Origin of the sequence: Bdellovibrio sp. HCB185ZH (assembly GCF_047302455.1) — a bacterium.
GTDB lineage: Bacteria > Bdellovibrionota > Bdellovibrionia > Bdellovibrionales > Bdellovibrionaceae > Bdellovibrio.
The window spans coordinates 672,181-695,096 of sequence record NZ_CP178624.1 but is presented as its reverse complement, the minus strand read 5'-3'; the positions used below and the strand labels follow the sequence as shown (position 1 = coordinate 695,096).

The following is a 22,916-nucleotide window of genomic DNA, read 5'->3' as shown; positions in this document are numbered from 1 at the left end:
CAACTAAAGAAACTTTCTGAATTCACCTCTGCGGACCATCCTGTCCGCCGCATGCGCCGTTTAAAAGAACGTCTGATCGAAGGCGTTTTGTTCCTGGCAGCAGCAAGCTCCGTTTTTGTGACCTTGGGTATTGTCGGTATCCTGATCACAGAAAGCATTCCTTTTTTTGAACACGTCAGCATCTGGGATTTCCTGACAGACCGCGAGTGGACGCCGTTATTTGAAAATGCGCACTATGGAATCTTGCCCCTTCTTTGCGGGACATTCTTAACGACCATCATCGCTTTGATTATCGCGATTCCTTTGGGAACTGTAGCCGCTGCGTTCTTAAGTGAGTACGTTCGTCCTAACGTGCGTGAAGTTTTAAAACCGGTACTTGAGCTTTTAGCAGCAGTACCAACTGTAGTTTACGGATACTTTGCTCTTTTGTTTGTGACACCGCTATTGCAAAAAGTTTTCCCTTCCATGGGGGGCTTTAACGTTCTGAGCGCGGGACTGGTGATGGGCGTGATGATCATTCCATACATCAGTAGCTTAAGTGAAGATGCTATGCGCGCGGTTCCTGGACATCTTCGCGAAGCCTCCTTTGCTGTGGGTGCCTCTCGTATGCAGACCGCATTCAGAGTGGTTATTCCAGCAGCGTTTTCGGGTATTACATCAGCCTACATCCTGGGTATTTCGCGCGCGCTCGGTGAGACAATGGTTGTAGCAATTGCCGCGGGTATGCAGCCAAATTTGACTTTAAATCCTCTAGAACCGTCAGCCACTATCACAGCCTTTATCGTGCAGGTAAGTCTTGGTGATCTTCCGCATGGATCGATTGGTTATCAATCCATCTATGTCGCAGGTTTAAGTCTTCTGTGCTTAACGTTGTGCTTTAATGTGATTGGTTTGTGGCTTCGTAAAAAGTTTCAGGAGAAGGAATAGATGGAATCCAGACAAGACCTTCTTGCCAATATCAAACGCCGTCAGTTGTGGGATTTTTTCTTTGCACTCGCGGGCCTTTTGGCTTTGTTGTTTGCATTGGTAACCTTGCTTGCTTTGATCGTCGATCTAGCCATGACGGGTGTCCCGCGCATCAATCTTGATTTCTTCACAAACTTCCCATCGCGCTTTCCGGAAAAAGCGGGGATCTTGTCAGCTTGGGTCGGGTCGTTCTGTATCATGCTGACGACGGCATTTTGTGCGATTCCATTGGGAGTCGCAGCCGCCGTTTATCTTGAAGAGTACGCGAAAAAGAATTGGGTTTCGTCTTTGATCGAACTTAATATCGTGAACCTCGCAGGGATTCCTTCAATCACGTATGGTCTGATGGCTTTGGGACTTTTCGTGTATAAATTAAAACTAGGTCAAAGCATTCTAACGGCTGGTTTAACTCTGGGACTTTTGGTGTTACCGATTATCATCGTAACAACTCGTGAAGCGATCAGATCTATTCCCAACATCATTCGCGAAGCCAGCTACGCGATGGGCGCTAGTAAATGGCAAACCATCCGTTATCATATCCTGCCGTACTCCTCAGGCGGTATTCTAACGGGTGTCATCATCTCTCTTTCTCGTGCGATCGGAGAGACCGCGCCCTTGATCACGATCGGTGCGTTGACGTTTATCGCGTTTTTGCCAACGTCTCCTGTCGATACGCACTTGCCGTATTTAAATTTTAAATGGTTGATGGATCCATTCACCGTGATGCCAATTCAAATGTTTAACTGGTTGTCCCGTCCTCAAGCTGCGTTTCACACGAATGCTGCAGCGACAGGGGTGGTCCTCCTGTTAATGACATTAATTATGAATGGAGGAGCCATCTGGCTTCGTTCCCGCTTCCGCAAAAAGATGAAGTGGTAAAAGGTACGGACACACTTTCTCCATTTGAAATATTTTAAAATGGTGAAGAGTGAGATTTCATTTAGTTTTAGAAGTTAGGAAGTTTTATGAGTAACGAATTAGTACTAAGAGCCGAAGTAAAAGATCTGGTTTTCTCCTACGGAGAGAAAAAGGTTTTGAACGGCATCACTTTGCCTATTTACGAAAACCGCGTGACGGCTTTAATTGGTCCTTCCGGTTGCGGTAAGACGACGTTGCTTCGCTGTTTTAACCGCATGCATGACCTGTATGCGAATGCTCACTATCAAGGTGAAATCACTTTACATCCGGATGGTATCAATATTTTGGGTAAAGACATTGATCCGATGGAAGTGCGCATGCGTATCGGAATGGTTTTTCAAAAACCCAATCCTTTTCCAAAAAGCATTTACGAAAATGTGGCCTATGGTTTGAAAGTCCGCGGCGTTAAAAAGAAAGCCTTCATCGAAGAGCGCGTAGAAAAATCTCTGCAACAAGCCGGTCTTTGGACGGAAGTGAAAGATCGTTTGAGTTCTTCTGCGACGGCATTGTCAGGTGGTCAGCAGCAACGTTTGTGTATCGCTCGTGCCTTGGCAACAGAGCCTGAAATCTTGCTTTTGGATGAGCCGACCTCAGCGCTCGATCCTATCTCCACTCGTCACATCGAAGAGCTTATTCAAGAGCTTCGCAAAGATGTTACAATCGCCATAGTCACCCACAGTCTGCATCAAGCGGCTCGTGTTTCGGACTATACGGCATTTATGTATTTGGGTGATTTGATTGAATTCGGGGGAAGTGATCAAGTCTTCACGAATCCAAAGGATCAAAAGACAGAAAACTACATCACCGGCCGTTTCGGCTAAATAAAAAAGGAAGCTCTAAGCTTCCTTTTTTTCCATTCGTACCACGCGAGCGCAGCTTTGGCAGATTTCTGTGACAGGCCAGTTGAGTTCGCCTTTTCCTACTTTGATAGCGTTTCCGCAATGAGGGCAAGTGGTTTTGCCATCTAAAACTTGGCCTTCAGACTTATAGCCCTTCCAGGCAAAGAAAAATCCTAAAAAGAAAAACAGTGGTACTAAGACAAAGTGGACCACCGGTAAAAGAACTGAGATCAGCGACAGTCCCCACCAAATTGCGAGTTTTTTCAAAGCGGTTCGGGTTTTGTCTGCCTGGTTAAAGACTTTGATTTCCAGCTCGCCGGCAGTGCGGCGCTCGTCCATCACATTTGATTCGATATTTATTCTTTCACTCATGTCATCCAGCTTACGCCTAACAAAAGATAATAGATATACGCACCGTTTCGATGCAACGCCCAACAGTCAGGTCAGCTAAGGAATTTGTTTTCCAGCAAGGCAACAGGACTTTCTTCTTCGTAACTCCTCTTTAGAAATTGCTTCAATTAACTTCATTTTTCGTCGGCACGTTTTCAATTTTCAAACTCTACCGGAGAAATGAAATGTATCACTTAAAAAAAGCCATAACCGTGATGGCACTAGTCGGTTTTGCTCAATCATCACTGGCGCAATCCCAAGGTGGCAGTGCAGAGGCTTCAGCGCCTGATGTTCCAGGGACTCTCACAGCCCCGTTAGACTCCTCAATCTTGAACTTTAAAAAGGGCTTTTTCGATTTTTACTCGGAAAGCAGCTATTACTACGATTACGACTTCGTGACGGATTCACGTCTTCGTTATTATCTGCCTGTGACGGATCTGGGATCCGTCGGCGTCTCAACCTACATCGGTGCAAATGTTCAGTATCAGTCACCAGGTGCTTCCGCAAAATACTACGATAATACTTTTAACCCCAATGTGGGCCTGCAATTTCAATTCGTACCAGGCGTAAAACTAAACGCTCAAATCGGATATAGAACCGTCACCGGAATGAACGATGAGCCCCGTCAAACAACTTGGGATCCACGTTTGGTTTTTAGTGCGGGCGACATTTACATGTGGGGTATGACTAAAAACTTCACCGAAGGATATCTCGAGTCAGCCTTTGTCCCTCGCTTGGATCGCACGCCTGTGACTTTAGCCTGGATCAAGCAAGGGTATCGTTGGTTTCCGAATGCAAAGTTATCACTTGATGCCTACGGCGAAGGCTATCAACGCGTAAGTAACAGCGAAGACCTCGGCCCAACAATCACCGAATGGCGCGCCGGGGGACGTTCCACGTGGACGGGAAAATCCTGGAATGTCAGTGCTCTGGTTTATCATCCATTTCCCAAACACGTCTCGAGTGGAGAAATTGAAGGCTTAGTGACCTTGGGAGGTCAGTTCTGATGGAGAATGTGGGACTTGCAGATTTATTCTCGACGTTAACATATTCTGTGGTGATCGCCACCAGTGTTTTTATTTTGGATGATCTTTTCATTGATCTGATTGCTCTGATTAAACGTCTTCGTCCCTTGGCAATCTCGAAACAGACTTTGCAGTTAATGAAACAAATGGATCAAAAATCCATCGCCATCATGATCGCAAATTGGAAAGAGGCCGAGGTTATTGGTCCTATGATTCGCGGAAATATCCGTGGCATCGATTACCAAAATTATAAATTCTTTTTGGGAGTTTACCCTAACGACACCCCAACTTGGGAAGAAGCCGCTCGCTTAGAAAAGCTTTATCCTGATAAAGTGACGGTGGTCGTAAATTCTGAACCAGGTCCCACATCCAAAGGGCAAATGCTGAATGAAATCGCTCGGCAAATTCTGGAATCAGAAAAACAAACCGGCAAAAGAATGGATCTGTTTCTTCTTCAAGACTCCGAGGATGTTTTGCATCCCCATGCTTTTTCACTTTTAAACTATTTCAGCCGCGAGGCCGATTTTATTCAGATTCCCGTATTCTCTTTTGATGTTCCAAAAACATCATTAGTGGGTGGCGTCTATATCGATGAATTCAGTGAATCGCACACGAAAGACCTGCTGGTTCGTCAGGCATTGGGAGCTGCCATTCCCTCGGCGGGGGTAGGGACGTGTATTTCTCGTGAATTCGTTAAGGCCATGATGCTTCATCAAGACGGACAATTGATGAAGGAAGACACTTTAACCGAAGATTATCACCTGGGCATCACAGCAAAACCGATGGGCTTTAAGTCGCGCTTTGTGTGCGCGGAGCTCGTTGATGAGAACGGGGAGCGGGAATTCATTGCCACTCGCGAGTATTTTCCCAACAAATTTACCGCAAGCGTTCGTCAGAAATCGCGTTGGACGTTGGGGATCGCCTATCAGGGCCTTGCGAATCTTCAGTGGTCAGGCGGTCTTATAGATCGCTATTTCTTGCTTCGGGATCGCAAGGGTCCTGCTTGCAGTGTGCTCACCGTACTATCGTTGGTGGTCTTGCTAGGGATGGTTTCGCTGCAAGTAGCTCACGGAGAAATTCCGCCTCTTTTACGCACAGATTTTTTCTCACTGCTGTTGTTCTTTAATGCGACGGCGATGTGTTTAAGAGTCATTCAAAGAATGTTCGCCGTAAATCGTGTCAATGATTTTAGCCAAGCAGCGATGGTGCCAGTCCGCTGGTTAGTCGCCAATGCCGTGAATGTTTTAGCTTCCTTGAAAGCCCACCGGCAATATCGCGAAAGTGTGAAAACAGGAAAGCGGCCCGTGTGGATTAAAACAGATCATCAAATGCCGGCGCATTTCGGAATGGAACTTTCTGAGGCCGAGGTTCAAATCAAATGAAGAAGTACATCTTTGCTTCAATGCTGATTTTGACGGCAGCCGTTGCGACCACCGCAGGCTTAAAGATTTCAGAACCAGCCAGCGAAAGATGTATTTCCGTAATTTATGATAACCCCAAGGTCCTAGCGTCGATGCGTAATTCACTGGCGCATTTTCCAGAATTTCAAAGTCTTTTCATTCCCATGGCAGAATATGAACCTGGAGATGCGCAACGCTGCCAAGCGACGTTTATCATCAATACAGAGTTTGATAACCAAGTTCCACGCCGCCTGGTCGAAGACTACGTGGCGGCCGAAAGACATGTCGTTTGGATGGGCTACAACATCTGGTATCTGGGGGAGCAGCTTAATAAAAAGTTAGGCCTTCGCTATATGGGCTCTCTTTCCAAAGTTCACTCCCAGGCTTGTGCTTATTTTTATATGGGTCGGGCGGTTCGCTGTGATGACGAAGGGCTTTCGATGCAGCCTGAAATCGTGCCCACGAATGAAGTACGGATCGAGATCATGGCTGAAAGCCGCACCCGGGGGCGAGAGCTAAGTCCTTACGTCGTGCGAGTTAAAAACCTTTTTTATATGGCCGATGTCAACTTCGGAAGTGTCTTTCAGGCACTACTCACAGAGTTTGTCGGCAGTCCTATGCGGGTTAAAACCCTAAAACCTCAGCAAGTCGCTGGCCCCAACTGAATTGGCCTTGACCTAGTCCTAAGCTTTTTTAGAATAAAGGCATGACATCATTTCATTCTGACAAATATTTTATCCGTGAATCCGTATACAACTTGGTCGAGCTCTCGTTGCTAGCAAGAATGTATGAAGAAAATTGCCTGCCAACTTCGGGTAACGGAGTTCTTAACAAAACATCACTGTCTCAAACGCTATTAAAAATGAAAGCGACTGAAGGCAAAGGTCAGTTACGGGTGGCCATTCACGACACAGATCCGGTGGGTTTTTACTGGAATTACGACGGTAACGAAACTCTTTGGGTTCATCCCACTCATCGTGCAGAAGGCGTTGAGCAAGGGCTTCGTGGATGAGTTCTGATTTCTGGCGAGGTCGCAAAGTTTTTATCACCGGTCACACGGGCTTTCGCGGCAGCCATCTGGCACTCACTCTAAAAAAAGCGGGTGCCGACGTTTTTGGATTTTCTTTGAGTCCTTTAACCAATCCTAATTATTTTGAAGTCGCCAACGTGGGCCAAGGTATCAGCTCGACGTTCGGGGACGTGCGCGACGCTGCCGCTTTAAAATCTTCCCTTGAATTCTCTCAAGCCGAAGTCGTATTTCATCTGGCGGGAGGCGGTGGCTTAAAGGATTCCTGGGATAAAGTTTCTGAAACTTATTCTTCGCAAATTATGGGCTCCGTGAATCTGCTGGAATGTCTGCGTGAAACCGCGAGCGTCCGAGCAGCAGTGTTTTTATCCTCAGATAAAGTCTATCGTCCTTCAAAAACAGATTTGGTAGAAAGTGATCCGTTAGCGGGAGGCGCACCAGCAGCGACTGCGAAAGCATGTACCGATTTGATTTTGGAATCCTATCTGCAAGGTGTGTTTGCGCCGGAGAAATACAACAAACATAAAATCGCTCTCGCTTCAGCCCGCATGGGATCTGTTATTGGTGGAGGAGATTTTTCTCCCGAAAGTTTCATCTGGCAACTCGCTCAGGCCAATCAGTCAGGACTTGATTTACCTCTGAAAAATCCAGACTCCATTCGTCCCTGGATGCATGTGGAGGACGCTGTCTCTGCATTGATGACACTTGCCCAAGCTTTACTTGAGCAGGGGCCGAAAATGTCAGGGGAGTGGAACTTCGGTGTTGGTACTTCTCATCAAATGTCAGTAGGGCAGGCTTCTGAAATTTTTAAAGCGCAGTATCGTAATTTATCAGTTAAGGAATTTACTCTGGCATCGAAAGGCTCCACTCACGGTTTGTTAAACAGTGAAAAAGCACTCAGTCAGTTATCTTGGAAACCACTTGTTTCGGTTGAAGCCAGTATTCAAAAAACTGCAGATTGGTATAAGCAGTATTTTGCCTAAGAAGTTCCCCCTTTAATGAAGCACTGCGGAACCTCAGCGGAAATGCATTTAACCACACTGGCCCCGTAATAAGTTATATGGAGAACAGTTATCTAAGCTGATTCTAAATGGATTCGAACTTTAAGGCCCGCACTGCGAGCCTGATCTTCGAATACCCGTGTCGCAAACGAAATAGAGTTGTATCCCATTACTTCTGCAAACTCTATCGCTCGCTCAATAGAAACCGTTCTGCGCCCTTTTTCGATATCACACAAGTGGGCTTTAGAAATTTTTAAGCGTTCCGCTAACTCCACCTGAGAAATCTCATCACTTTTCCTTAAAGATGAGATCAATTGTCCAAATGTGATGGGGCCATCGTTTGATTTTTCAAGATATTTCCGGGCAGGACTTTTTTTAATACGCATGTTTATTTACCTCTTCGATTTGGACAAAGGCCACTGATTCGCCAGTTATTCTGTAAATTGCCTGGTAGCTTCTGTTAAGGCGAATAGATCGTTCTCCTGTGCGTTTTCCCTTTAACGGTTCGTCGTGAAACCCCGGTATTTTTCGTACGTTTTCAAGGCCGACAAGTTCTACAGATAAAATCCATTCGTCCAGTTTGTGCCGAATAAAAATCGGTACCAATAGAAGATCCTTTTTGGCTGTCTTTGACAGGACAACTTTGTGAATCATTTATTTAGTACCCAATTTAAGGGTACCATAAGTGGAACGATTTTTATAGAGGTAAATGCTTCTTTTTTCATCATATGAGAAAAGAATGCAAAAGTTAGCTGTACGTGGAGGTGTGCTAAAATGAAACTGACGGGTCATCGAAGGCGGAAAACGGCCTAAAATCTACAAAGACCCAGAATCGTTATTTAATATATTTTTTGCGAATTTTTAAAATTTCCCAGAACACACGGAAAATCTCACGACTGATTTTAACTTTCGAACCTGGAACATCTCTCCACTCGGTGACTGGGTATTCGACCACCGTGTGATTTTTAAGACGTAACAAGATCTCAACATCAAAAACCCACTTACCAATGAATGTCTCTTTAAAAGCCACAGGCACTATCGAAGGTCTGAATAATTTAGCACCGCACTGAGTGTCGTAACTTTTCACATGCAAAAGCTCACCCACTAAAGTAGCAAAGCCACGTCCCAGATAATGGCGCAGTGGCGATCTTTTCACATCAGCACCTAAGCGATAAACGCGGCTGCACCAGATGGAATCCACATTTTCGTAAAGATTAGAATACTGAAGCATCTTGGGAATTTCAGAAAGGGGAGTCGCCAAATCAGCGTCCCAAAACCCAATCCAAGATCTATCGTCCCACTGAAGTTTTTGATAAGCCTCGAGCATCCCATGACGAACCGCTTTGGCTTTCCCGCCATTCTTATCCATTCGCACCAAGTGGATAAACCCATGCTTTTGTGAGGCTTGCTCGATGATTTCCGCCGTTCTGTCCTTGCTGCCGTCATCCACAAAGAAAAAATCGATACCCATATCGTTATGCTGGATAAAGGTTTCGATGTGCAGGCGCTTTTCTTCGTTATAGCAAGGAACAATAAGTGCGATCATGGAATCCCATCAGTTGTTTTTAAGTATGCTATCACATGTCAGACCATTTACAACGCACCCCGACGCTTAAAGTTAGTCCGGAAAAGCCTTGGTTATCCCACCCAAAATTGGCAGTATAGCCATCCTACTTTCTGGGGAACGAAATGAAGATTTTGGTGACAGGCGGAGCCGGTTATATCGGCTCTCATACAGCGAACAGACTTTTAAAAAATGGATTTGAAGTTGTGGTTTTCGATAACCTGACAACGGGCTTTCGCGAGGCTGTTCCCAAAGGCGCAAAATTCATTCAAGGTGACGTTCGTAGTGAGGAACATCTAACTCAAGTCCTGCGCGATGAAAAAATCAGCGCCGTCATTCATTTCGCTGCAAAACTGAACGTTAAAGAATCAACTTTCAAACCCTTAGACTATTACGAAAATAATACGGCCGGTGTTCTCGCCATGGCGAAAGCCATGCAAACTGTGGGAGTAAAGCACATCGTCTTTTCCTCCACGGCGGCGTTGTTTGGAGATAAGGTCCAGGATCGCGGGATCGTTGAAGATGATCCCAAGTCTCCTTTGAACCCTTATGGAAATTCCAAATTAATGAGCGAGTACATCTTAAGTGATGCGGCTTCTACGGGAGCATTGACTTATTGCGCTTTGCGCTATTTCAATGTCGCAGGCGCCTCTGACGATGGAGAAAACGGCCAAAGAACGGCCGACGCGTTCCACTTAATCCACTTGGGTGTTCAGGCAGCGATTGGTAAAAGGAAACAGCTTCAATTGTTCGGGAATGACTATCCCACTCCGGATGGCACATGTATTCGTGACTATATTCACGTGGAAGATCTTGCAGATATTCACCTGTTAGCCTTAAAGCATTTGCTCGCAGGTGGTGAATCCGACTATTTCAACTGCGGTTATGGTTTTGGTTATTCCGTTAAAGAAGTTATTAAAATGATTAAAACCGTATCGGGAGCAGATTTTCCAGTGATTGAATCTGAACGTCGACCGGGTGATGCGGCCTCTTTGGTTGCAGATTCCGCTAAACTGAAAAGTAAGCTCGGCTGGAAACCTCAGCGCGCGGATCTTAACCTGATCTGTAAAAGCGCATACCAGTGGGAAAAAAGAATTTCGAACGTAAAGTAAGTTTGTATTGAGTTTGGGAATGAATTTTAAAGAGTTTATAAGTAAAACCTATTTCAGTGTCGCAAAGTATCCAGCCCTCACGGGGTTGCGCGCTCTGGCTGCCTATCTTGTGTTTACTCGCCATTATCCGGTTCTTTCTGAAACTTCTCCGACTCTGTCTTCAATGCTTTCCCAGGGTTATCTGGGTGTCGCCGTCTTTTTTGTACTCAGTGGTTTTTTAATTCACCAAACTTATGGTTTAACAAGAAGACTCGCAGACGAGGGGCTGTTTGTTTATTTTGGCAGACGATTCGCCAGAATTTATCCTTTGTATTTTGTAGTTTGTGTCGCGACCTTCCTTTACGCCAATAACTACGAGCGCTTTGATTGGATTATCAGTCTAACGCTTTTAAAGGGATTCTTTGCTGATGTTATTTTCACGGGAGTACCACAAGCTTGGTCTTTGACGGTTGAGGAAACCTTTTATCTTTCCGCACCGATCATTTTCTTTTTCGCCAAAGGTTGGCGTCGATTGGCATTGTGTCTGGTGGCGACATATTTCCTAGGGGGAGTTTTAACTCTTATCGGGGATAAAATAGATTTTTACGGATTCTTCGAAGATATATACTTCACTTTAGAGTGGAGCTTCTTTGGTCGCGCCTTCGAGTTTTTTGCGGGTATCGGATGTTCGATGCTCTTGTCGCAAAGACGAATCAAACCTTTTACTCGTCCTATCGCAACTTATGTTGGATTTGCGGGAGTTTTATTTTCTCTATACTTGTTGGCTTTCGTGGGCCGGGAACGAACTGATGGTCTTGGTATCTTTAGCCCCATGGGGATCTTTATTAATAACTGGTTCTCGGTGGTTTTCATTGTCTTATTGATTTATGGCCTGGCGACAGAGACCAGCTTGTTTTCTAAACTGCTATCGACTCGAGTTTTTGGTTTATTAGGAAAAAGTTCCTATGCTTTTTATCTTCTCCAGCAAGGGCCGTTGCAGAATATTTGTGATGGGAATGATCTGACAGTCGCTGAAACCTTTGGGGTGACGATCTTGGTGTCCATCTTGGTTTATGGACTTATTGAAGAACCCATTAATCATGTCATCAGAAAATGGCTCGTGAGCTTTGGAACGAAATCTATTCGCCTAAGCTCTCCAGCAGAGTTACCTTCAACCTAAGAGAGTCATAAGAATGCTATTTAATTCCTATCCTTTCTTATTCGTATTTTTGCCACTGACATTGCTGGGGTACTATCTCATCACGAAGAAGAACTTGCAGTTATGGTTCTTATTTTTCTCTAGTGTCGCTTTTTATGCTTACTGGAGCAAAACCTACGTCTTTCTTTTATTATTCACGGTTGTTTTGGATTTTTACGTCGCCAAGGCGATTTATTACGCGAAAACTCAGCGACAAAGAAAACTCTTACTCGTTCTTTCGATGGGTACGAATCTAACGATCTTAGGATTTTTTAAATACTATAATTTCTTTGCGGAATCGTTGAATGGGGTCTTTCAAGTGGCGGGAGCTTCCTCAGGAATGCTTCCGCATTTGGAATTGGTCCTGCCGATTGGTATTTCATTTTATACGTTTCAGTCGATGTCTTATGTCATCGACGTTTATCGCAAAACTTCCGATGCCCATGCCAATTTGCTGGAATTTGCCGGCTATGTGACTTTGTTTCCGCATCAGATTTCTGGTCCGCTGGTTCGCCACAATCAAATCGTTCCCCAGCTTGAAGATTCGAAAACATACTTCTTCAATGCTGCAAATTTCTGGAGCGGCTGTTATTTCTTTGTGATAGGTCTGGCAAAAAAAATGCTGATTGCAGATCGAATTGCTGTGGTTATCGATCCGATGGTGGCGAATATCTCCCAGTTATCAACGGGGGAGGCTTGGATCGCGATGCTCGGCTATACGATGCAGCTGTATTTCGATTTCAGTGGTTATTCTGATATGGCTGTGGGGCTGGGGAGTATGATGAATATTCAGTTCCCACAGAATTTTAATTCTCCATATAAATCTCAATCCATCACCGAGTTTTGGCAGCGCTGGCATATTTCGTTGTCCTCGTGGTTGCGTGATTACTTGTATATCTCTCTTGGTGGAAACCGAGCAGGAAAATTTAAAACCTACAGAAATTTGTTACTGACAATGGCCATCGGTGGCCTGTGGCACGGGGCGAATTGGACCTATGTCGTTTGGGGAACCTTGCACGGATCCGTACTGGTTGCAGAACGCTTCTTTAAAAATCGTGGTTGGGATCTGCTGCGCTTTAAAGTAGTAAAGTGGGCTGCGACATTCCTGCTGGTGAATATTGCTTGGGTCTTTTTCAGAGCGCATTCCGTGCATGAAGCGTGCTTGTGGTTGTCGAAAGTATTCATGATCAGTGGTGATGTTAGTTGGGATATTACTTATATCGCGACTAAGCATAAAGACCGCTTCTTTGCGGCCTTGGTTGTGGGATTGCCGATTGCGTTTTTCGCGAAAAATACGTGGCAGATTCAATACAAACCAAGCGTGCGTAATGCACTCATCTTGGCTTTCTTGTTTGTGATTTGCTTAACTTACATGGGCGAGGAATCGCCATTCTTGTACTTCCAGTTTTAGGCGAGGATTTATGCGACCGTTAAACGCTTTATTTTTGCTATTTGGAACGATCGTGGTTTTGATCGGCGGCATTGCATATTATAATGTTCACACCGATCCTCAATGTTTTTACAGTTGTCCAGAGATTGATCCGAAAAGACCCACTCTTAATGCTTACTATGAAGTCGCAAAAACCATCGTCGCACATCCGGATGCGGAGCAAATAATTTTAGGATCCTCGCGCGGGCAGACCACTCCACCTTTATGGGTTCAAGACATGACGGGGATGAAGACGCTGAATCTTTCTTCACAGGGGGCTGAGTTTGTTACGAAGCTTGCGTTTGTGAATATCGCAGAGGAAAAAACACGTTTAAAGCGGGTGATCTGGTTGGCAGATTACTTTGAGCTTATTTCTGAAAATGCTGATCCTAAAATTAAAAACACGCCAGCGCTTCGCAAATATCTTGAAGGAAATAACGCTGCGGTTGTCAGCGGTTCTTTTGTAGATACTTTTAAAACTCTCATTGATCATAATACGACCGAAGCATCTATAGAGTTCAAAAAACGTGGAGGCTTGCCTGCGGAATCTCAAGGTGCCGCAAGTCACATGGATGCAAAGGCTTGCGCATCGTCAGAGTTTAAAGGCTTGGTAGGCAACGATGTTTTAAAGCGTGAAGTTGAAATGTTGTATCAAAACTACACTCAACGAGTGCTGGTTTCCCCGCAGAATCCTCAATTGCTCGAAAATTTTGCGACGAAAATGAAGTCGTTGGCTGCTAAGGGAATCGACATCCTTATTGTTGTCACACCATATCATCCGGACTTTTTGCTTAAAATGAAGGCGGAATTTCCTGAAATATACCAACGTCATCTTGATTGGATCCAGAAACTTAAAACCTTGGACGGTGAGAGGATTCGCGTCGTTGATTCTTTGGCTTCGATTCCCGGTGGGGACTCCAGTCCCGCGTACTGGAATGATGGGGTTCACTTCACTTGCAAAGGTGCGATGAGTTTATTGGGGCCACTTCTTAAGTAAGGAAGTTGACCTCGCTGCGTACGAATGCAGTATGTCGAATCCTACCATATTGTTGGAAAGAAACTCAGAGTCTTCTATAGTTGCTAGGTTGTGAAAATCGGCATCATTTTAAAGGCTTACGTGTGAGTTCTAAAGTATCAGAGAAAATTTGGACCGGGTTGTGGGTGCTGTTTGCACTTTCAATGTTCGTTTCAAAAAGTGGTTTAAGTATTTTCGGAACGATCCTGATTCTTTGGTCGATTTTCAAAACCGACTGGAAGTTCACTGTTAGGCAAAATCCGTGGTTTGCGGTTCTAGTTAGTTTTTTTCCCCTCGCTATTTTAGTCAGTTTTTTTTCGCTCGCAGGAACAGAAGCGGCCCTGAATGTTGTGGGAAGCTGGTCTTGGCCACTTTACGTTATTCCTTTCGCTCTTCTGTTCGCTGACAAAAAACTTTTAAAGATTTTTGGCTGGGCGCTGGCAGTTGGGATGGTGCTAGGCTGTGTGAAAGCTATTGAAGTATTCGGCACCAAATGGGGTTGGCATTTTAATTCCCAAACACGCGTTGACAGTTTTTGGGACATTGGACGTTGGGCCTATTTTCTTTCTTGTAGTGCAGCTATTTTGTTCGCGCTGGTGGGTTCGAAGTCATTCCCTCTGAAAGCTTCGCGTTTTGAGAAGTTCGCTCTCCCGGTTTTGTTTATTTTGTCTTTAGTCTTTTTGATCTTAGTGAATGCACGCGGTCCTTGGTTAGCAGCGGTTGGAAGTATTGGGCTATTGGGGATTTCTGGTAAAAGGTATTTCAAATTTCTCGGTGCGTTTTTGGTCATTGTGGTGGCGTCACTTTTTGCGGTGCCAGGGACGATGGACCGCCTGCAAAGCTCTTTCAGTGCTAAAAAAGAGAACGGCGTGATTACGTCTTCGGACGCATCTAATGCGGCTCGCCTGCATATGTGGAAAGTGAATTCTGAATTCTTTCAGGAGCAAGTGTTTTTTGGGACTGGTCTTGGGGCCGCCGAAACACCGTTGCGCGCGTTTTTGGCGAAACAAACTCCCGAGTACGTTGCAAAGTATGTGGACCGTGAATTCAGCTTCCATGATCAGCACGACAGTTACCTTTTGATTCTGGTTCAGATGGGTTTAATTTTTTGTGTTGTTTTATGGGGTTGTGTTTTCTGGATTGTGATTCGCTCCATTCCGAGTTTTTTCACAACTGAAAATGTTATGGTCAAAATCGCTTTTGCATTGGCCGTAAATCAACTTTTTACGTTTATTTTTTATTCCTCCATCACAAGCTACGAGGCCTTGTGGTTCTTCCCGGTACTTTTGCTCTTAGGGCAGGAGCTCAGTCGGAAGAGATCAGCTAAATTAGCTTGATTTGTGGTGTTAATTAGATAGATTTTTTGTTTTTGCATGTGAGGTTAGGATGATTTTTGTTACAGGTGGCGCAGGTTTTATCGGCTCCAATTTCATTTTAAATTGGTTGAACAAACACAACGAACCCGTTGTGAATATCGATAAACTTACTTACGCAGGCAATTTAGAAAACTTAAAGTCTGTCGAAAACAATCCTAACTATATTTTCGCTAAAGTGGATTTGTTGGATCAAAAAGCTTTGGCTGATTTGGTGGCAAAACATAAGCCACGCGCTATTTTGAACTTTGCAGCGGAAAGCCATGTGGATCGTTCGATTCATGGTCCAGGCGAGTTCATTCAAACGAACATCGTTGGCACGTTTAATCTTTTGCAAGTGGCTCGTGAATATTGGTCTGCTTTGGCAGATGCTGAAAAGAAAGCATTCCGCTTTTTGCACGTGTCGACTGATGAAGTTTACGGCAGCCTTGAGTTGAACGACCCGGCATTCAAAGAAACCAACACATACCAACCCAACAGTCCATATTCAGCTTCTAAGGCTGCGAGTGATCATTTGGTTCGTGCTTATCATCACACTTACGGTATGCCGACGGTGACTACGAATTGCTCAAACAATTATGGTCCTTATCAATTCCCAGAAAAACTAATTCCAATCGTGATTCACAATGCCTTGAAAGGAAAAGATCTTCCTATCTATGGCGATGGTTCGAACATCCGCGACTGGTTGTATGTGGTTGACCACTGTGAAGCGATTGAACTTGCTTTGGATAAAGGCCGCCTGGGCGAGACCTACAATGTGGGTGGTTGGAACGAAAAGAAAAATATCGAAGTTGTTGATACGATTTGTGCGACTTTGGATAAACTTCGTCCCCGCGCAGATGGAAAAAGCTATCTGACGCAAAAAGTGTTTGTTAAAGACCGTCCTGGTCATGACAAACGCTATGCGATCGATGCGACTAAGATTGAAAAAGAATTGGGTTGGAAGCCGAAAGAGAACTTCGAAACAGGTCTGGCAAAAACCATCAAATGGTATTTGGATAACGAAACTTGGGTTGCCAATGTCGTGTCTGGCAACTATCGCGAGTGGCTTGATAAAAACTATGAGGGTCGTAAGTAATGAAGGGCATTATTCTAGCCGGTGGATCTGGCACACGTTTGTATCCAGCGACAACTGTTGTAAGTAAACAGCTTTTGCCAATTTATGACAAACCGATGATCTATTATCCTCTAACAACGTTGATGTTGGCGGGTATCAAGGACATCTTGGTTATTTCTACACCTATGGATACGCCTCGCTTTGAGCAGCTTTTGGGTAACGGTTCTCAGTGGGGTATTAATATTTCCTATGCGGTTCAGCCGTCTCCAGACGGCCTCGCTCAAGCATTTATCATCGGCGAAAAATTCATCAATGGTGATGAGTGCGCGTTGGTTCTAGGCGATAACATTTTCTACGGCCAGGGTTTCAGCAAAATGTTGAAAGAGGCAGCCGGTCTTAAAAATGGCGCCAGCGTTTTCGCCTATAAAGTTCAGGATCCAGAACGTTACGGTGTTGTGGAATTTGATGCTCAAGGTAAAGCAAAATCTATCGAAGAAAAACCTGCTCAGCCGAAGTCTAATTTCGCTGTTACTGGTTTGTATTTCTATGACAAGCACGTTGTTGAATATGCGAAAGCTTTAAAGCCATCAAAACGTGGTGAACTTGAGATCACGGATTTGAATCGTATCTATTTGGAAAAAGGAAATCTGAACGTTCACACCATGGGGCGTGGTTTTGCTTGGTTAGATACGGGGACGCATGAAAGTCTGCTTGAGGCTAGCATGTTCATACAGACAATTGAACATCGTCAGGGTGTGAAAGTAGCTGCGCCGGAGGAAGTTGCCTACCGTATGAAGCACATCTCAAAAGAACAGCTTTTAAAATTAGCGGAGCCATTGAAAAAAAATCGCTACGGACAATATTTGATTCAGCTTGCTTCTGAGGAGCTGTAATGCGTGTCGAGCAGACTGGTCTAAATGATTGTTTAATAATCCACCCAAGGGTATTTGGCGACGATCGTGGATTCTTTTACGAAAGTTATAATAAAAGTCAATTCGACGAGTTGACGAAAACCTCGTTCAATTTTGTGCAAGATAATCATTCAAAATCGCAGCGCTGGGTTTTGCGTGGAATCCATTATCAATTAAATAAACCACAGGGTAAATTGGTTCGAGTTGTTCAAGGACAAGTTCTCGATGTCGTGGTGGATCTTCGAAAGTCATCTTCTACGTTTGGTAAAACATTTTCAATCGTATTAAATGAACAAAATAAAACTCAGTTGTGGGTGCCACCTGGATTTGGGCATGGTTTTGTCGTTCTTTCCGAGACCGCCGAATTTCTATATAAAACTACAGATTTTTATTCTCCAGCTGATGAACGTTGTATTATTTGGAATGACCATGATCTCAGTATCGACTGGCGAATTCCAGGCGGCGTCGATGTGATTCTGTCCGATAAAGATAGAAAAGGTATCGCTTTCCGAAGCGCTGAGGTTTACGCGTGAAGACTTTGATCTTCGGTAAGAGCGGTCAAGTCGCCTGGGAATTGCAGAGAACCTGTGCTGTTCGGGGGGCGTTGCTCTCTGTTGGGAGTCACGAAGTTGACTTTTCAAACCCTGATTCAATTGTTCGAACTATTAGGGATTATTCGCCATCACACATAATTAATGCGGCGGCATATACGGCTGTGGATAAGGCTGAGACTAACCGCGAAATTGCGGACCAAATCAATGGATATGCAGTTGGTATTATTGCCGAGGAAGCAAAGAAGCTAGGTGCAAAGTTTGTTCATTATTCAACAGACTATGTTTTTGATGGGACCAAATCTACTGCATACGTCGAATCTGACGCAGCATCTCCCATCAATAATTATGGAAAGTCTAAAAGTTTAGGTGAACGACTGATTGCGCAGTGTTGTGGTGAATATGTGATTCTTCGGGTTAGTTGGGTTTACGGCGCACGTGGTGCAAATTTTCTTAAAACTATGGTGCGTTTGGGCGCCGAACGGGAGTCGTTGTCCGTAGTGGATGATCAAGTTGGCTCTCCGACCTGGTGTCGCGATATTGCAGAAGCTACAGCGCAGATCATTGCCGACAGGGATTTCGCAAATAAAATTGGTCTATATCACTTGAGTGCACAAGGAAATGTGAGCTGGTTCGGATTTGCTACGGAAATATTCAAACAGTATAGATTAAAATTTGGCGATGATGCGCTCAAGATTCGAAACCTGGAAAGAATTGTATCATCTCAGTATCCTACTCCGGCTGAGCGGCCCAAAAACTCTGTTATGAATTCAGAAAAAATAAATAACGTTTTTGGAATTCAACTTCCTCAGTGGAACGAGTCTCTTACAAAAGTAATAGAATCAGTCTAATTAAAGCTTGATTGTTAATGTCCTTAGCGGTGATAACTAATGACATCTTAGTTTGTCATGGGGATGTGCATTCAATATGAAAAATGGACTCGTTGTCTTTGACATGACAAATGTCGATTCTGGATTTGCGAAGTATGCTTCAGCAATGGTCGAGAATTTGGCGAACATTGAGATTTACGTTCGTGCACGAAACCGTAAAGTTCTACCTCATAACGTTGTATGTGAAACCCATTTAGTTGATTCATATACGGGTACGTCTGATATCGTGGTTAAGAGTCTGACGGTATTGCCCCTGCTGTTATTTTTTCTGCTTCGAATGAGATTGTCGGGCAAAATAAGTCACGCGTACTTTCCTTACTTTAATCATTGGAATGTAATTTTAATGCCCTTTCTACGTTTTATGGGTGTCATGGTTATATATACGTCTCACGATGGGCTGATGCATTTCGGAGAGAAAAAGGAATACACACAGTTTTTAATGAATATGAATATCCGACTGGCAAACAAAGTGATTTTTCTGTCGGATGCAACCAGACGGCAAGTGTTGCACGTCGTTGGTGCGAAACCTTACAGTATTATTCCTCATGGACTCTTTAGGTTGGAAGGTATGGAGGATCTTGAATTCGTGCGAGAGAAACCCAACATCTTATTTATTGGTCGTGTTAGTAAGTATAAAGGTGTTGAACTTCTTCTTGAGGCAGTTTCCAAGATTCATCACTCTAAGTTTGAGAAGTTGGTTGTCGCGGGAAAATCCAATTATAAGATTCAGGCGATCTCCGGAGGGAATGTAACCATTGACGATAACTGGCTCTCTGAGGACGATATTACTCGGTATATAAACGATTCCGATATTATGGTCTTTCCTTATCTTGAGTCCACTCAGTCGGGTGCTTTGACATTGGGAATTTCTGCTGCCAGACCATTGCTTGCAACACGCGTAGGTGGCATCGAGGAGCAAGTAACTGAAGATGAAGCCTTTCTGGTGGACCCAACTGTTGATGGTTTGCATAAAGGGCTCCTGGCGATGATTGATGATGTACAACTTCGTAGTCGTCAAATTGTAAAGTTAAAAGAAAAGCGCGACGCTCATTCTTGGTGCAATCTTTCGAAACGAGTCGAAAATTTTATTTTTGGTTTAACTTAGATGAGTTCTAAAATTTATCTTGATTGTACTATGACCGTTCGAACGGGATTAAACACTGGTATCCAACGGGTTGTAAGAAATATTTCTTGTCGGGGCGATTTGGCTTTAGGCAAGGGGAAAACTTTTATCCCTATCATCTGTCTCCTTGGGCGATATTATCGTATTTCATTGGAAGAAGTAAGTTTCACTCCTGATTCCAAAGTCACTTCCGCTAGGAGAGCTAAGGAAGCCCTTGAGTTAATCCGTAAAAGAACGAGTGGGCGGGGGATATTCACTGTCCTAACTCACAAGTTGTTGCTCCTAATGGAGAAATTCCTCCGTTTAATTCAGAGTGCTTTGGCGACAGTAAAACAAATTGTCGAAGCATGGCGTAGGCGCACCGATCGAGTCTATTTTGAAAAAGATAGTACAGTAGTTTTTCTTGATTCATTTTGGCTCTACAACGTTGTCTCAGCCTTCAAGCGCGCGGATCATGGCGTGCGACATGTGACAACAGTGGTTTACGATCTGATCCCAATACTTCATCCAGAATACATGGATATTTCTGTACGTAGGCAATTTGGGAAAAGTTTTTTGAAGTTATCAAATATCACCGATTCATTTTTATGTATTTCGCAAACTGTGGCAGAGGATGTGAGAAAATATTTATCGGCTTCTAAAATAGAAGGAAAGAAAATCACCTCATTTACGCTGGGTAGTGACTTTCATGACAAAAAGTTTCAAAGTGCCGACTTGGGTGGCCAGACATTTCCAGAGGGAAATATTTGGCTTGTCGTTGGAACTCTTGAGCCAAGGAAGAATCATAAATTTATTCTGGACGCATTTGATGTCCTTTGGAAAAGAGATAGTTCCGATATTCTAGTAATTGTTGGACGAGCGGGTTGGATGTACGATGAGTTGATTGAACGTATTCAATCACATCCTTGTTTAAACACTAAGCTATTCTACTTTTCATCTGTCAGCGATTTACAACTCAGTGAGCTATATAGAAGGGCCAAAGGTTTGATTTTGGCCTCGTACGTTGAAGGCTTTGGCCTGCCGATTGTGGAAGCTTTGGAAGCGAGTCTTCCGGTGCTCTGCAGTGATATTCCTATATTTCGCGAAGTGGGACGTCACTATGTCCGCTATTTTTCCCTTGAGAATTTGGAGAGTTTGGTTGACGCTATCACCGCTCCAGATGGAAGTGTGAATCAGCAGTTTAAATGGCCCACATGGGACGATTCGGCTAAAGAATTCATCGATAAATTAGAGATTTTGAAAGCATAATTATTAACTGAGTACAAAGGTAGAGTATGAAACGCGCGTTGATCACAGGTATTACGGGTCAAGATGGATCTTATCTTGCAGAATTATTATTATCTAAAGGGTATAAAGTTTATGGCCTGACTAGACGGTCGAGCACCAAGATCACTGGGCGTATTGATCATATTTTATCTCAGGTTGAGCTGCTGAATGGTGATTTACTTGATCAGCCATCACTTATTGGCGCAATGGAAGATGCGAAGCCGGATGAAGTTTACAATCTCGCTGCTCAAAGTTTCGTGCAAACATCTTGGAATCAACCTGTTTTAACTTCAGAATTCACGGCCATGGGCGTGACAAAAGTTTTGGAAGCAGTTCGTAAGGCGGCTCCGAAGGCGCGTTTCTATCAAGCTTCTTCAAGCGAAATGTTTGGTAAAGTACAAGCTGTACCCCAAAAAGAAGCGACGCCATTTTATCCACGTTCACCTTATGGAGTTGCTAAGCTGTATGGTCATTGGATTACAGTTAATTATAGAGAATCTTATGGGATGCATGCGAGTAGCGGTATCTTGTTTAATCATGAAAGTCCTCGTCGTGGGATCGAATTTGTAACAAGAAAAATTTCCTATCATGTTGCAATGATTAAGCATGGTTTAGCGCACGAATTGCGCTTGGGGAACTTGGATGCTCAAAGAGACTGGGGTTTTGCGGGAGATTATGTTGAGGCAATGTGGTTGATGCTTCAGCAAGACAATCCAGATGATTTTGTGGTTGCGATGAATGAAACGCACACAGTAAAAGAGTTTGTTGAGTTGGCATTTGAACGTGCGGATCTTGACTGGAAAAAATATGTTAAACTGGATGAGCGATTTATGCGTCCTGCTGAAGTTGACTTGTTGATCGGCGATGCATCGAAAGCAAAACGCATTTTGGGTTGGGAGCCGAAAACTAGCTTTAAACAGCTAGTTCATATGATGGTTGACTCAGATGTTAAGCTTGTTGGTGCAAGTGTATAGTTTGATATGATGATTTTGATTACCGGTGCTTCCGGATTTATCGGTAGACATCTTTCTCGCATGCTCTCGATGGCAGGGCATGAAGTCATCGCGACTAATGTGGATATCACTGACCATGGCGAATGCGAAAAGCTATTCGCTCACCGCAAATATGACGTCGTTGTTCATCTTGCCGGGATCAGTTCTGTTAATGAATGCGAGAAAGATATATCAAAAGCGTTTCGTGTAAATGTCGAGGGTACGTACCGAATTGCTTCATTGTTAGCTGCGAATAACAATCAAGCTCACTTCGTATTTCCCAGTACAGGCCAGGTTTACATGGCCGGCCGCGAAGAAAACAGAGAGTATACTGAATCTGATCCGGTCGGGCCCTCAAATCTCTACGCATTAACTAAGTATCTGGCGGAAGAAGAGCTAAAATCCATAGCAAATCTTAAAGATCTCTCGGTAACTGCGTTGAGGATTTTTAATCATGTTCACAAATCCCAAAGACCAGAATTTTTCTTGTCTTCAGTTTATCATCAATTAATGTCCGCTCAAAATATTGGTAAGTCAGTTGCCGATATTTCAGTTGGTAATATTGATATTAAAAGAGATTTTGGCGCGCTTGGTGATTTGCTTGCGGCATTTTTTGAGGTTATTACGAACGGCCCAGTTGTGAGTTCGGCCTTTAATCAATTCAACATCTCTTCAGCAGTTGGAAAGAATCTACGCGAACTGGCAGATTGTTTAGCAGCGAAGCTAGGAATGACCATTTCGTATTCCGCTAAAGAAGGATTGGTTCGTAAAGACGAGCCAGCTTCGGTTGTTGGAAGTAATATTAAATTTAAAGAATTTTATAAATGGCGACCAAATAGCTCTGGCAATGTTGAGCAATTGGTGAATGCCTTTTTAATGGATCTATGAGG

Annotated in this window: 25 protein-coding genes; 21 read left to right on the top strand and 4 right to left on the bottom strand. The window is 44.0% G+C overall.

The features are described 5' to 3' along the window. Nucleotides 1-51: 51 nt before the first annotated feature. The 3 genes from pstC (at nt 52) to pstB (ending at nt 2,705) form a co-directional block, all read left to right on the top strand. Complete coding sequence (gene pstC / locus ACLSU7_RS03495) at nt 52-927, top strand: phosphate ABC transporter permease subunit PstC (protein ID WP_413295360.1); 876 nt, start codon at nt 52-54, stop codon at nt 925-927. Further along, on the top strand, nt 928-1,845 hold the full coding sequence (gene pstA, locus ACLSU7_RS03490; RefSeq protein WP_413294165.1) for a phosphate ABC transporter permease PstA: 918 nt from the start codon (nt 928-930) through the stop codon (nt 1,843-1,845). Between the two features lie 86 nt (nt 1,846-1,931). After that, entirely contained in the window at nt 1,932-2,705 is a 774-nt protein-coding gene (gene pstB / locus ACLSU7_RS03485; RefSeq protein WP_142700047.1) for a phosphate ABC transporter ATP-binding protein PstB, read from the top strand. Nucleotides 2,706-2,720: 15 nt separating this feature from the next. Here the strand turns inward: pstB and ACLSU7_RS03480 are convergent, their stop codons facing one another. Further along, nucleotides 2,721-3,095 carry a hypothetical protein gene (locus ACLSU7_RS03480; RefSeq protein ID WP_413294164.1) on the bottom strand — a complete coding sequence of 125 codons (375 nt, stop codon included), beginning with the start codon at nt 3,093-3,095 and terminating at the stop codon, nt 2,721-2,723. Nucleotides 3,096-3,298: 203 nt separating this feature from the next. On the opposite strand from ACLSU7_RS03480, the gene ACLSU7_RS03475 reads away from it, so the two are divergent. Genes ACLSU7_RS03475 through ACLSU7_RS03455 form a run of 5 tightly spaced genes read left to right on the top strand, consistent with a single transcriptional unit; the run spans nt 3,299 to nt 7,548 of the window. Next, nucleotides 3,299-4,120 carry a hypothetical protein gene (locus ACLSU7_RS03475; RefSeq protein WP_413294163.1) on the top strand — a complete coding sequence of 274 codons (822 nt, stop codon included), beginning with the start codon at nt 3,299-3,301 and terminating at the stop codon, nt 4,118-4,120. Then, nucleotides 4,120-5,520 carry a glycosyltransferase gene (locus ACLSU7_RS03470; RefSeq protein WP_413294162.1) on the top strand — a complete coding sequence of 467 codons (1,401 nt, stop codon included), beginning with the start codon at nt 4,120-4,122 and terminating at the stop codon, nt 5,518-5,520. Before ACLSU7_RS03475 ends, ACLSU7_RS03470 begins: the two co-directional genes overlap by 1 nt. Further along, complete coding sequence (locus ACLSU7_RS03465; RefSeq protein ID WP_413294161.1) at nt 5,517-6,203, top strand: hypothetical protein; 687 nt, start codon at nt 5,517-5,519, stop codon at nt 6,201-6,203. The genes ACLSU7_RS03470 and ACLSU7_RS03465 overlap by 4 nt, the downstream gene beginning before the upstream one ends. Nucleotides 6,204-6,244: 41 nt before the next feature. Further along, complete coding sequence (locus tag ACLSU7_RS03460; RefSeq protein WP_413294160.1) at nt 6,245-6,550, top strand: hypothetical protein; 306 nt, start codon at nt 6,245-6,247, stop codon at nt 6,548-6,550. Beyond that, a complete protein-coding gene (locus ACLSU7_RS03455; RefSeq protein ID WP_413294159.1) occupies nt 6,547-7,548 on the top strand; it encodes an NAD-dependent epimerase/dehydratase family protein in 1,002 nt (333 codons plus the stop codon). Before ACLSU7_RS03460 ends, ACLSU7_RS03455 begins: the two co-directional genes overlap by 4 nt. A 92-nt stretch (nt 7,549-7,640) precedes the next feature. On the opposite strand, the gene ACLSU7_RS03450 is transcribed toward ACLSU7_RS03455, so the two are convergent. From ACLSU7_RS03450 to ACLSU7_RS03440, 3 genes are all read right to left on the bottom strand, one after another. Continuing rightward, entirely contained in the window at nt 7,641-7,952 is a 312-nt protein-coding gene (locus ACLSU7_RS03450) for a helix-turn-helix domain-containing protein (protein WP_413294158.1), read from the bottom strand. Then, complete coding sequence (locus tag ACLSU7_RS03445; protein WP_413294157.1) at nt 7,942-8,220, bottom strand: type II toxin-antitoxin system mRNA interferase toxin, RelE/StbE family; 279 nt, start codon at nt 8,218-8,220, stop codon at nt 7,942-7,944. The genes ACLSU7_RS03450 and ACLSU7_RS03445 overlap by 11 nt, the downstream gene beginning before the upstream one ends. 181 nt (nt 8,221-8,401) lie before the next feature. Then, nucleotides 8,402-9,112, bottom strand: a complete 711-nt coding sequence (locus ACLSU7_RS03440) for a glycosyltransferase (RefSeq protein ID WP_413294156.1) — start codon at nt 9,110-9,112, stop codon at nt 8,402-8,404. Between the two features lie 143 nt (nt 9,113-9,255). Here ACLSU7_RS03440 and galE point away from each other — a divergent pair, with 143 nt between their 5' ends. The 13 genes from galE to ACLSU7_RS03375 all read left to right on the top strand — a co-directional run bounded on the left by galE (nt 9,256) and on the right by ACLSU7_RS03375 (nt 22,914). After that, entirely contained in the window at nt 9,256-10,242 is a 987-nt protein-coding gene (galE, locus tag ACLSU7_RS03435; RefSeq protein WP_413294155.1) for a UDP-glucose 4-epimerase GalE, read from the top strand. A 19-nt stretch (nt 10,243-10,261) separates the two neighbouring features. Then, a complete protein-coding gene (locus tag ACLSU7_RS03430) occupies nt 10,262-11,401 on the top strand; it encodes an acyltransferase family protein (protein ID WP_413294154.1) in 1,140 nt (379 codons plus the stop codon). 13 nt (nt 11,402-11,414) lie between these two features. Then, the gene (locus ACLSU7_RS03425; RefSeq protein WP_413294153.1) at nt 11,415-12,830 is read left to right on the top strand and encodes an MBOAT family O-acyltransferase; all 1,416 of its coding nucleotides are present in this window, start codon (nt 11,415-11,417) and stop codon (nt 12,828-12,830) included. 10 nt (nt 12,831-12,840) lie between these two features. Further along, nucleotides 12,841-13,845 carry a hypothetical protein gene (locus ACLSU7_RS03420; protein ID WP_413294152.1) on the top strand — a complete coding sequence of 335 codons (1,005 nt, stop codon included), beginning with the start codon at nt 12,841-12,843 and terminating at the stop codon, nt 13,843-13,845. 122 nt (nt 13,846-13,967) lie between these two features. After that, on the top strand, nt 13,968-15,200 hold the full coding sequence (locus ACLSU7_RS03415) for an O-antigen ligase family protein (protein ID WP_413294151.1): 1,233 nt from the start codon (nt 13,968-13,970) through the stop codon (nt 15,198-15,200). A 49-nt stretch (nt 15,201-15,249) separates the two neighbouring features. Then, a complete protein-coding gene (gene rfbB / locus ACLSU7_RS03410; protein ID WP_413294150.1) occupies nt 15,250-16,314 on the top strand; it encodes a dTDP-glucose 4,6-dehydratase in 1,065 nt (354 codons plus the stop codon). Then, on the top strand, nt 16,314-17,186 hold the full coding sequence (gene rfbA / locus ACLSU7_RS03405) for a glucose-1-phosphate thymidylyltransferase RfbA (RefSeq protein WP_413294149.1): 873 nt from the start codon (nt 16,314-16,316) through the stop codon (nt 17,184-17,186). Before rfbB ends, rfbA begins: the two co-directional genes overlap by 1 nt. Then, the gene (gene rfbC / locus ACLSU7_RS03400) at nt 17,186-17,737 is read left to right on the top strand and encodes a dTDP-4-dehydrorhamnose 3,5-epimerase (RefSeq protein ID WP_413294148.1); all 552 of its coding nucleotides are present in this window, start codon (nt 17,186-17,188) and stop codon (nt 17,735-17,737) included. The genes rfbA and rfbC overlap by 1 nt, the downstream gene beginning before the upstream one ends. After that, nucleotides 17,734-18,606: a dTDP-4-dehydrorhamnose reductase gene (rfbD, locus tag ACLSU7_RS03395; RefSeq protein WP_413294147.1), complete on the top strand. Its 873-nt coding sequence runs from the start codon at nt 17,734-17,736 to the stop codon at nt 18,604-18,606. Before rfbC ends, rfbD begins: the two co-directional genes overlap by 4 nt. A gap of 76 nt (nt 18,607-18,682) precedes the next feature. Then, nucleotides 18,683-19,750, top strand: a complete 1,068-nt coding sequence (locus ACLSU7_RS03390) for a glycosyltransferase (protein ID WP_413294146.1) — start codon at nt 18,683-18,685, stop codon at nt 19,748-19,750. After that, nucleotides 19,751-21,016: a glycosyltransferase family 4 protein gene (locus ACLSU7_RS03385; protein ID WP_413294145.1), complete on the top strand. Its 1,266-nt coding sequence runs from the start codon at nt 19,751-19,753 to the stop codon at nt 21,014-21,016. It begins immediately after the preceding gene. A 26-nt stretch (nt 21,017-21,042) separates the two neighbouring features. Next, nucleotides 21,043-22,008 carry a GDP-mannose 4,6-dehydratase gene (gmd, locus tag ACLSU7_RS03380; RefSeq protein WP_413294144.1) on the top strand — a complete coding sequence of 322 codons (966 nt, stop codon included), beginning with the start codon at nt 21,043-21,045 and terminating at the stop codon, nt 22,006-22,008. 6 nt (nt 22,009-22,014) lie between these two features. Further along, entirely contained in the window at nt 22,015-22,914 is a 900-nt protein-coding gene (locus ACLSU7_RS03375; RefSeq protein ID WP_413294143.1) for an NAD-dependent epimerase/dehydratase family protein, read from the top strand. Nucleotides 22,915-22,916 lie beyond the last annotated feature (2 nt).

Coding starts and splice junctions, on each gene's coding strand:
- pstC (WP_413295360.1), top strand. CDS start 52: ATGCGCCGTTTAAAAGAACGTCTGATCGAAGGCGTTTTGTTCCTGGCA.
- pstA (WP_413294165.1), top strand. CDS start 928: ATGGAATCCAGACAAGACCTTCTTGCCAATATCAAACGCCGTCAGTTG.
- pstB (WP_142700047.1), top strand. CDS start 1,932: ATGAGTAACGAATTAGTACTAAGAGCCGAAGTAAAAGATCTGGTTTTC.
- ACLSU7_RS03480 (WP_413294164.1), bottom strand. CDS start 3,095: ATGAGTGAAAGAATAAATATCGAATCAAATGTGATGGACGAGCGCCGC.
- ACLSU7_RS03475 (WP_413294163.1), top strand. CDS start 3,299: ATGTATCACTTAAAAAAAGCCATAACCGTGATGGCACTAGTCGGTTTT.
- ACLSU7_RS03470 (WP_413294162.1), top strand. CDS start 4,120: ATGGAGAATGTGGGACTTGCAGATTTATTCTCGACGTTAACATATTCT.
- ACLSU7_RS03465 (WP_413294161.1), top strand. CDS start 5,517: ATGAAGAAGTACATCTTTGCTTCAATGCTGATTTTGACGGCAGCCGTT.
- ACLSU7_RS03460 (WP_413294160.1), top strand. CDS start 6,245: ATGACATCATTTCATTCTGACAAATATTTTATCCGTGAATCCGTATAC.
- ACLSU7_RS03455 (WP_413294159.1), top strand. CDS start 6,547: ATGAGTTCTGATTTCTGGCGAGGTCGCAAAGTTTTTATCACCGGTCAC.
- ACLSU7_RS03450 (WP_413294158.1), bottom strand. CDS start 7,952: ATGCGTATTAAAAAAAGTCCTGCCCGGAAATATCTTGAAAAATCAAAC.
- ACLSU7_RS03445 (WP_413294157.1), bottom strand. CDS start 8,220: ATGATTCACAAAGTTGTCCTGTCAAAGACAGCCAAAAAGGATCTTCTA.
- ACLSU7_RS03440 (WP_413294156.1), bottom strand. CDS start 9,112: ATGATCGCACTTATTGTTCCTTGCTATAACGAAGAAAAGCGCCTGCAC.
- galE (WP_413294155.1), top strand. CDS start 9,256: ATGAAGATTTTGGTGACAGGCGGAGCCGGTTATATCGGCTCTCATACA.
- ACLSU7_RS03430 (WP_413294154.1), top strand. CDS start 10,262: ATGAATTTTAAAGAGTTTATAAGTAAAACCTATTTCAGTGTCGCAAAG.
- ACLSU7_RS03425 (WP_413294153.1), top strand. CDS start 11,415: ATGCTATTTAATTCCTATCCTTTCTTATTCGTATTTTTGCCACTGACA.
- ACLSU7_RS03420 (WP_413294152.1), top strand. CDS start 12,841: ATGCGACCGTTAAACGCTTTATTTTTGCTATTTGGAACGATCGTGGTT.
- rfbB (WP_413294150.1), top strand. CDS start 15,250: ATGATTTTTGTTACAGGTGGCGCAGGTTTTATCGGCTCCAATTTCATT.
- rfbA (WP_413294149.1), top strand. CDS start 16,314: ATGAAGGGCATTATTCTAGCCGGTGGATCTGGCACACGTTTGTATCCA.
- rfbC (WP_413294148.1), top strand. CDS start 17,186: ATGCGTGTCGAGCAGACTGGTCTAAATGATTGTTTAATAATCCACCCA.
- ACLSU7_RS03390 (WP_413294146.1), top strand. CDS start 18,683: ATGAAAAATGGACTCGTTGTCTTTGACATGACAAATGTCGATTCTGGA.
- ACLSU7_RS03385 (WP_413294145.1), top strand. CDS start 19,751: ATGAGTTCTAAAATTTATCTTGATTGTACTATGACCGTTCGAACGGGA.
- gmd (WP_413294144.1), top strand. CDS start 21,043: ATGAAACGCGCGTTGATCACAGGTATTACGGGTCAAGATGGATCTTAT.
- ACLSU7_RS03375 (WP_413294143.1), top strand. CDS start 22,015: ATGATGATTTTGATTACCGGTGCTTCCGGATTTATCGGTAGACATCTT.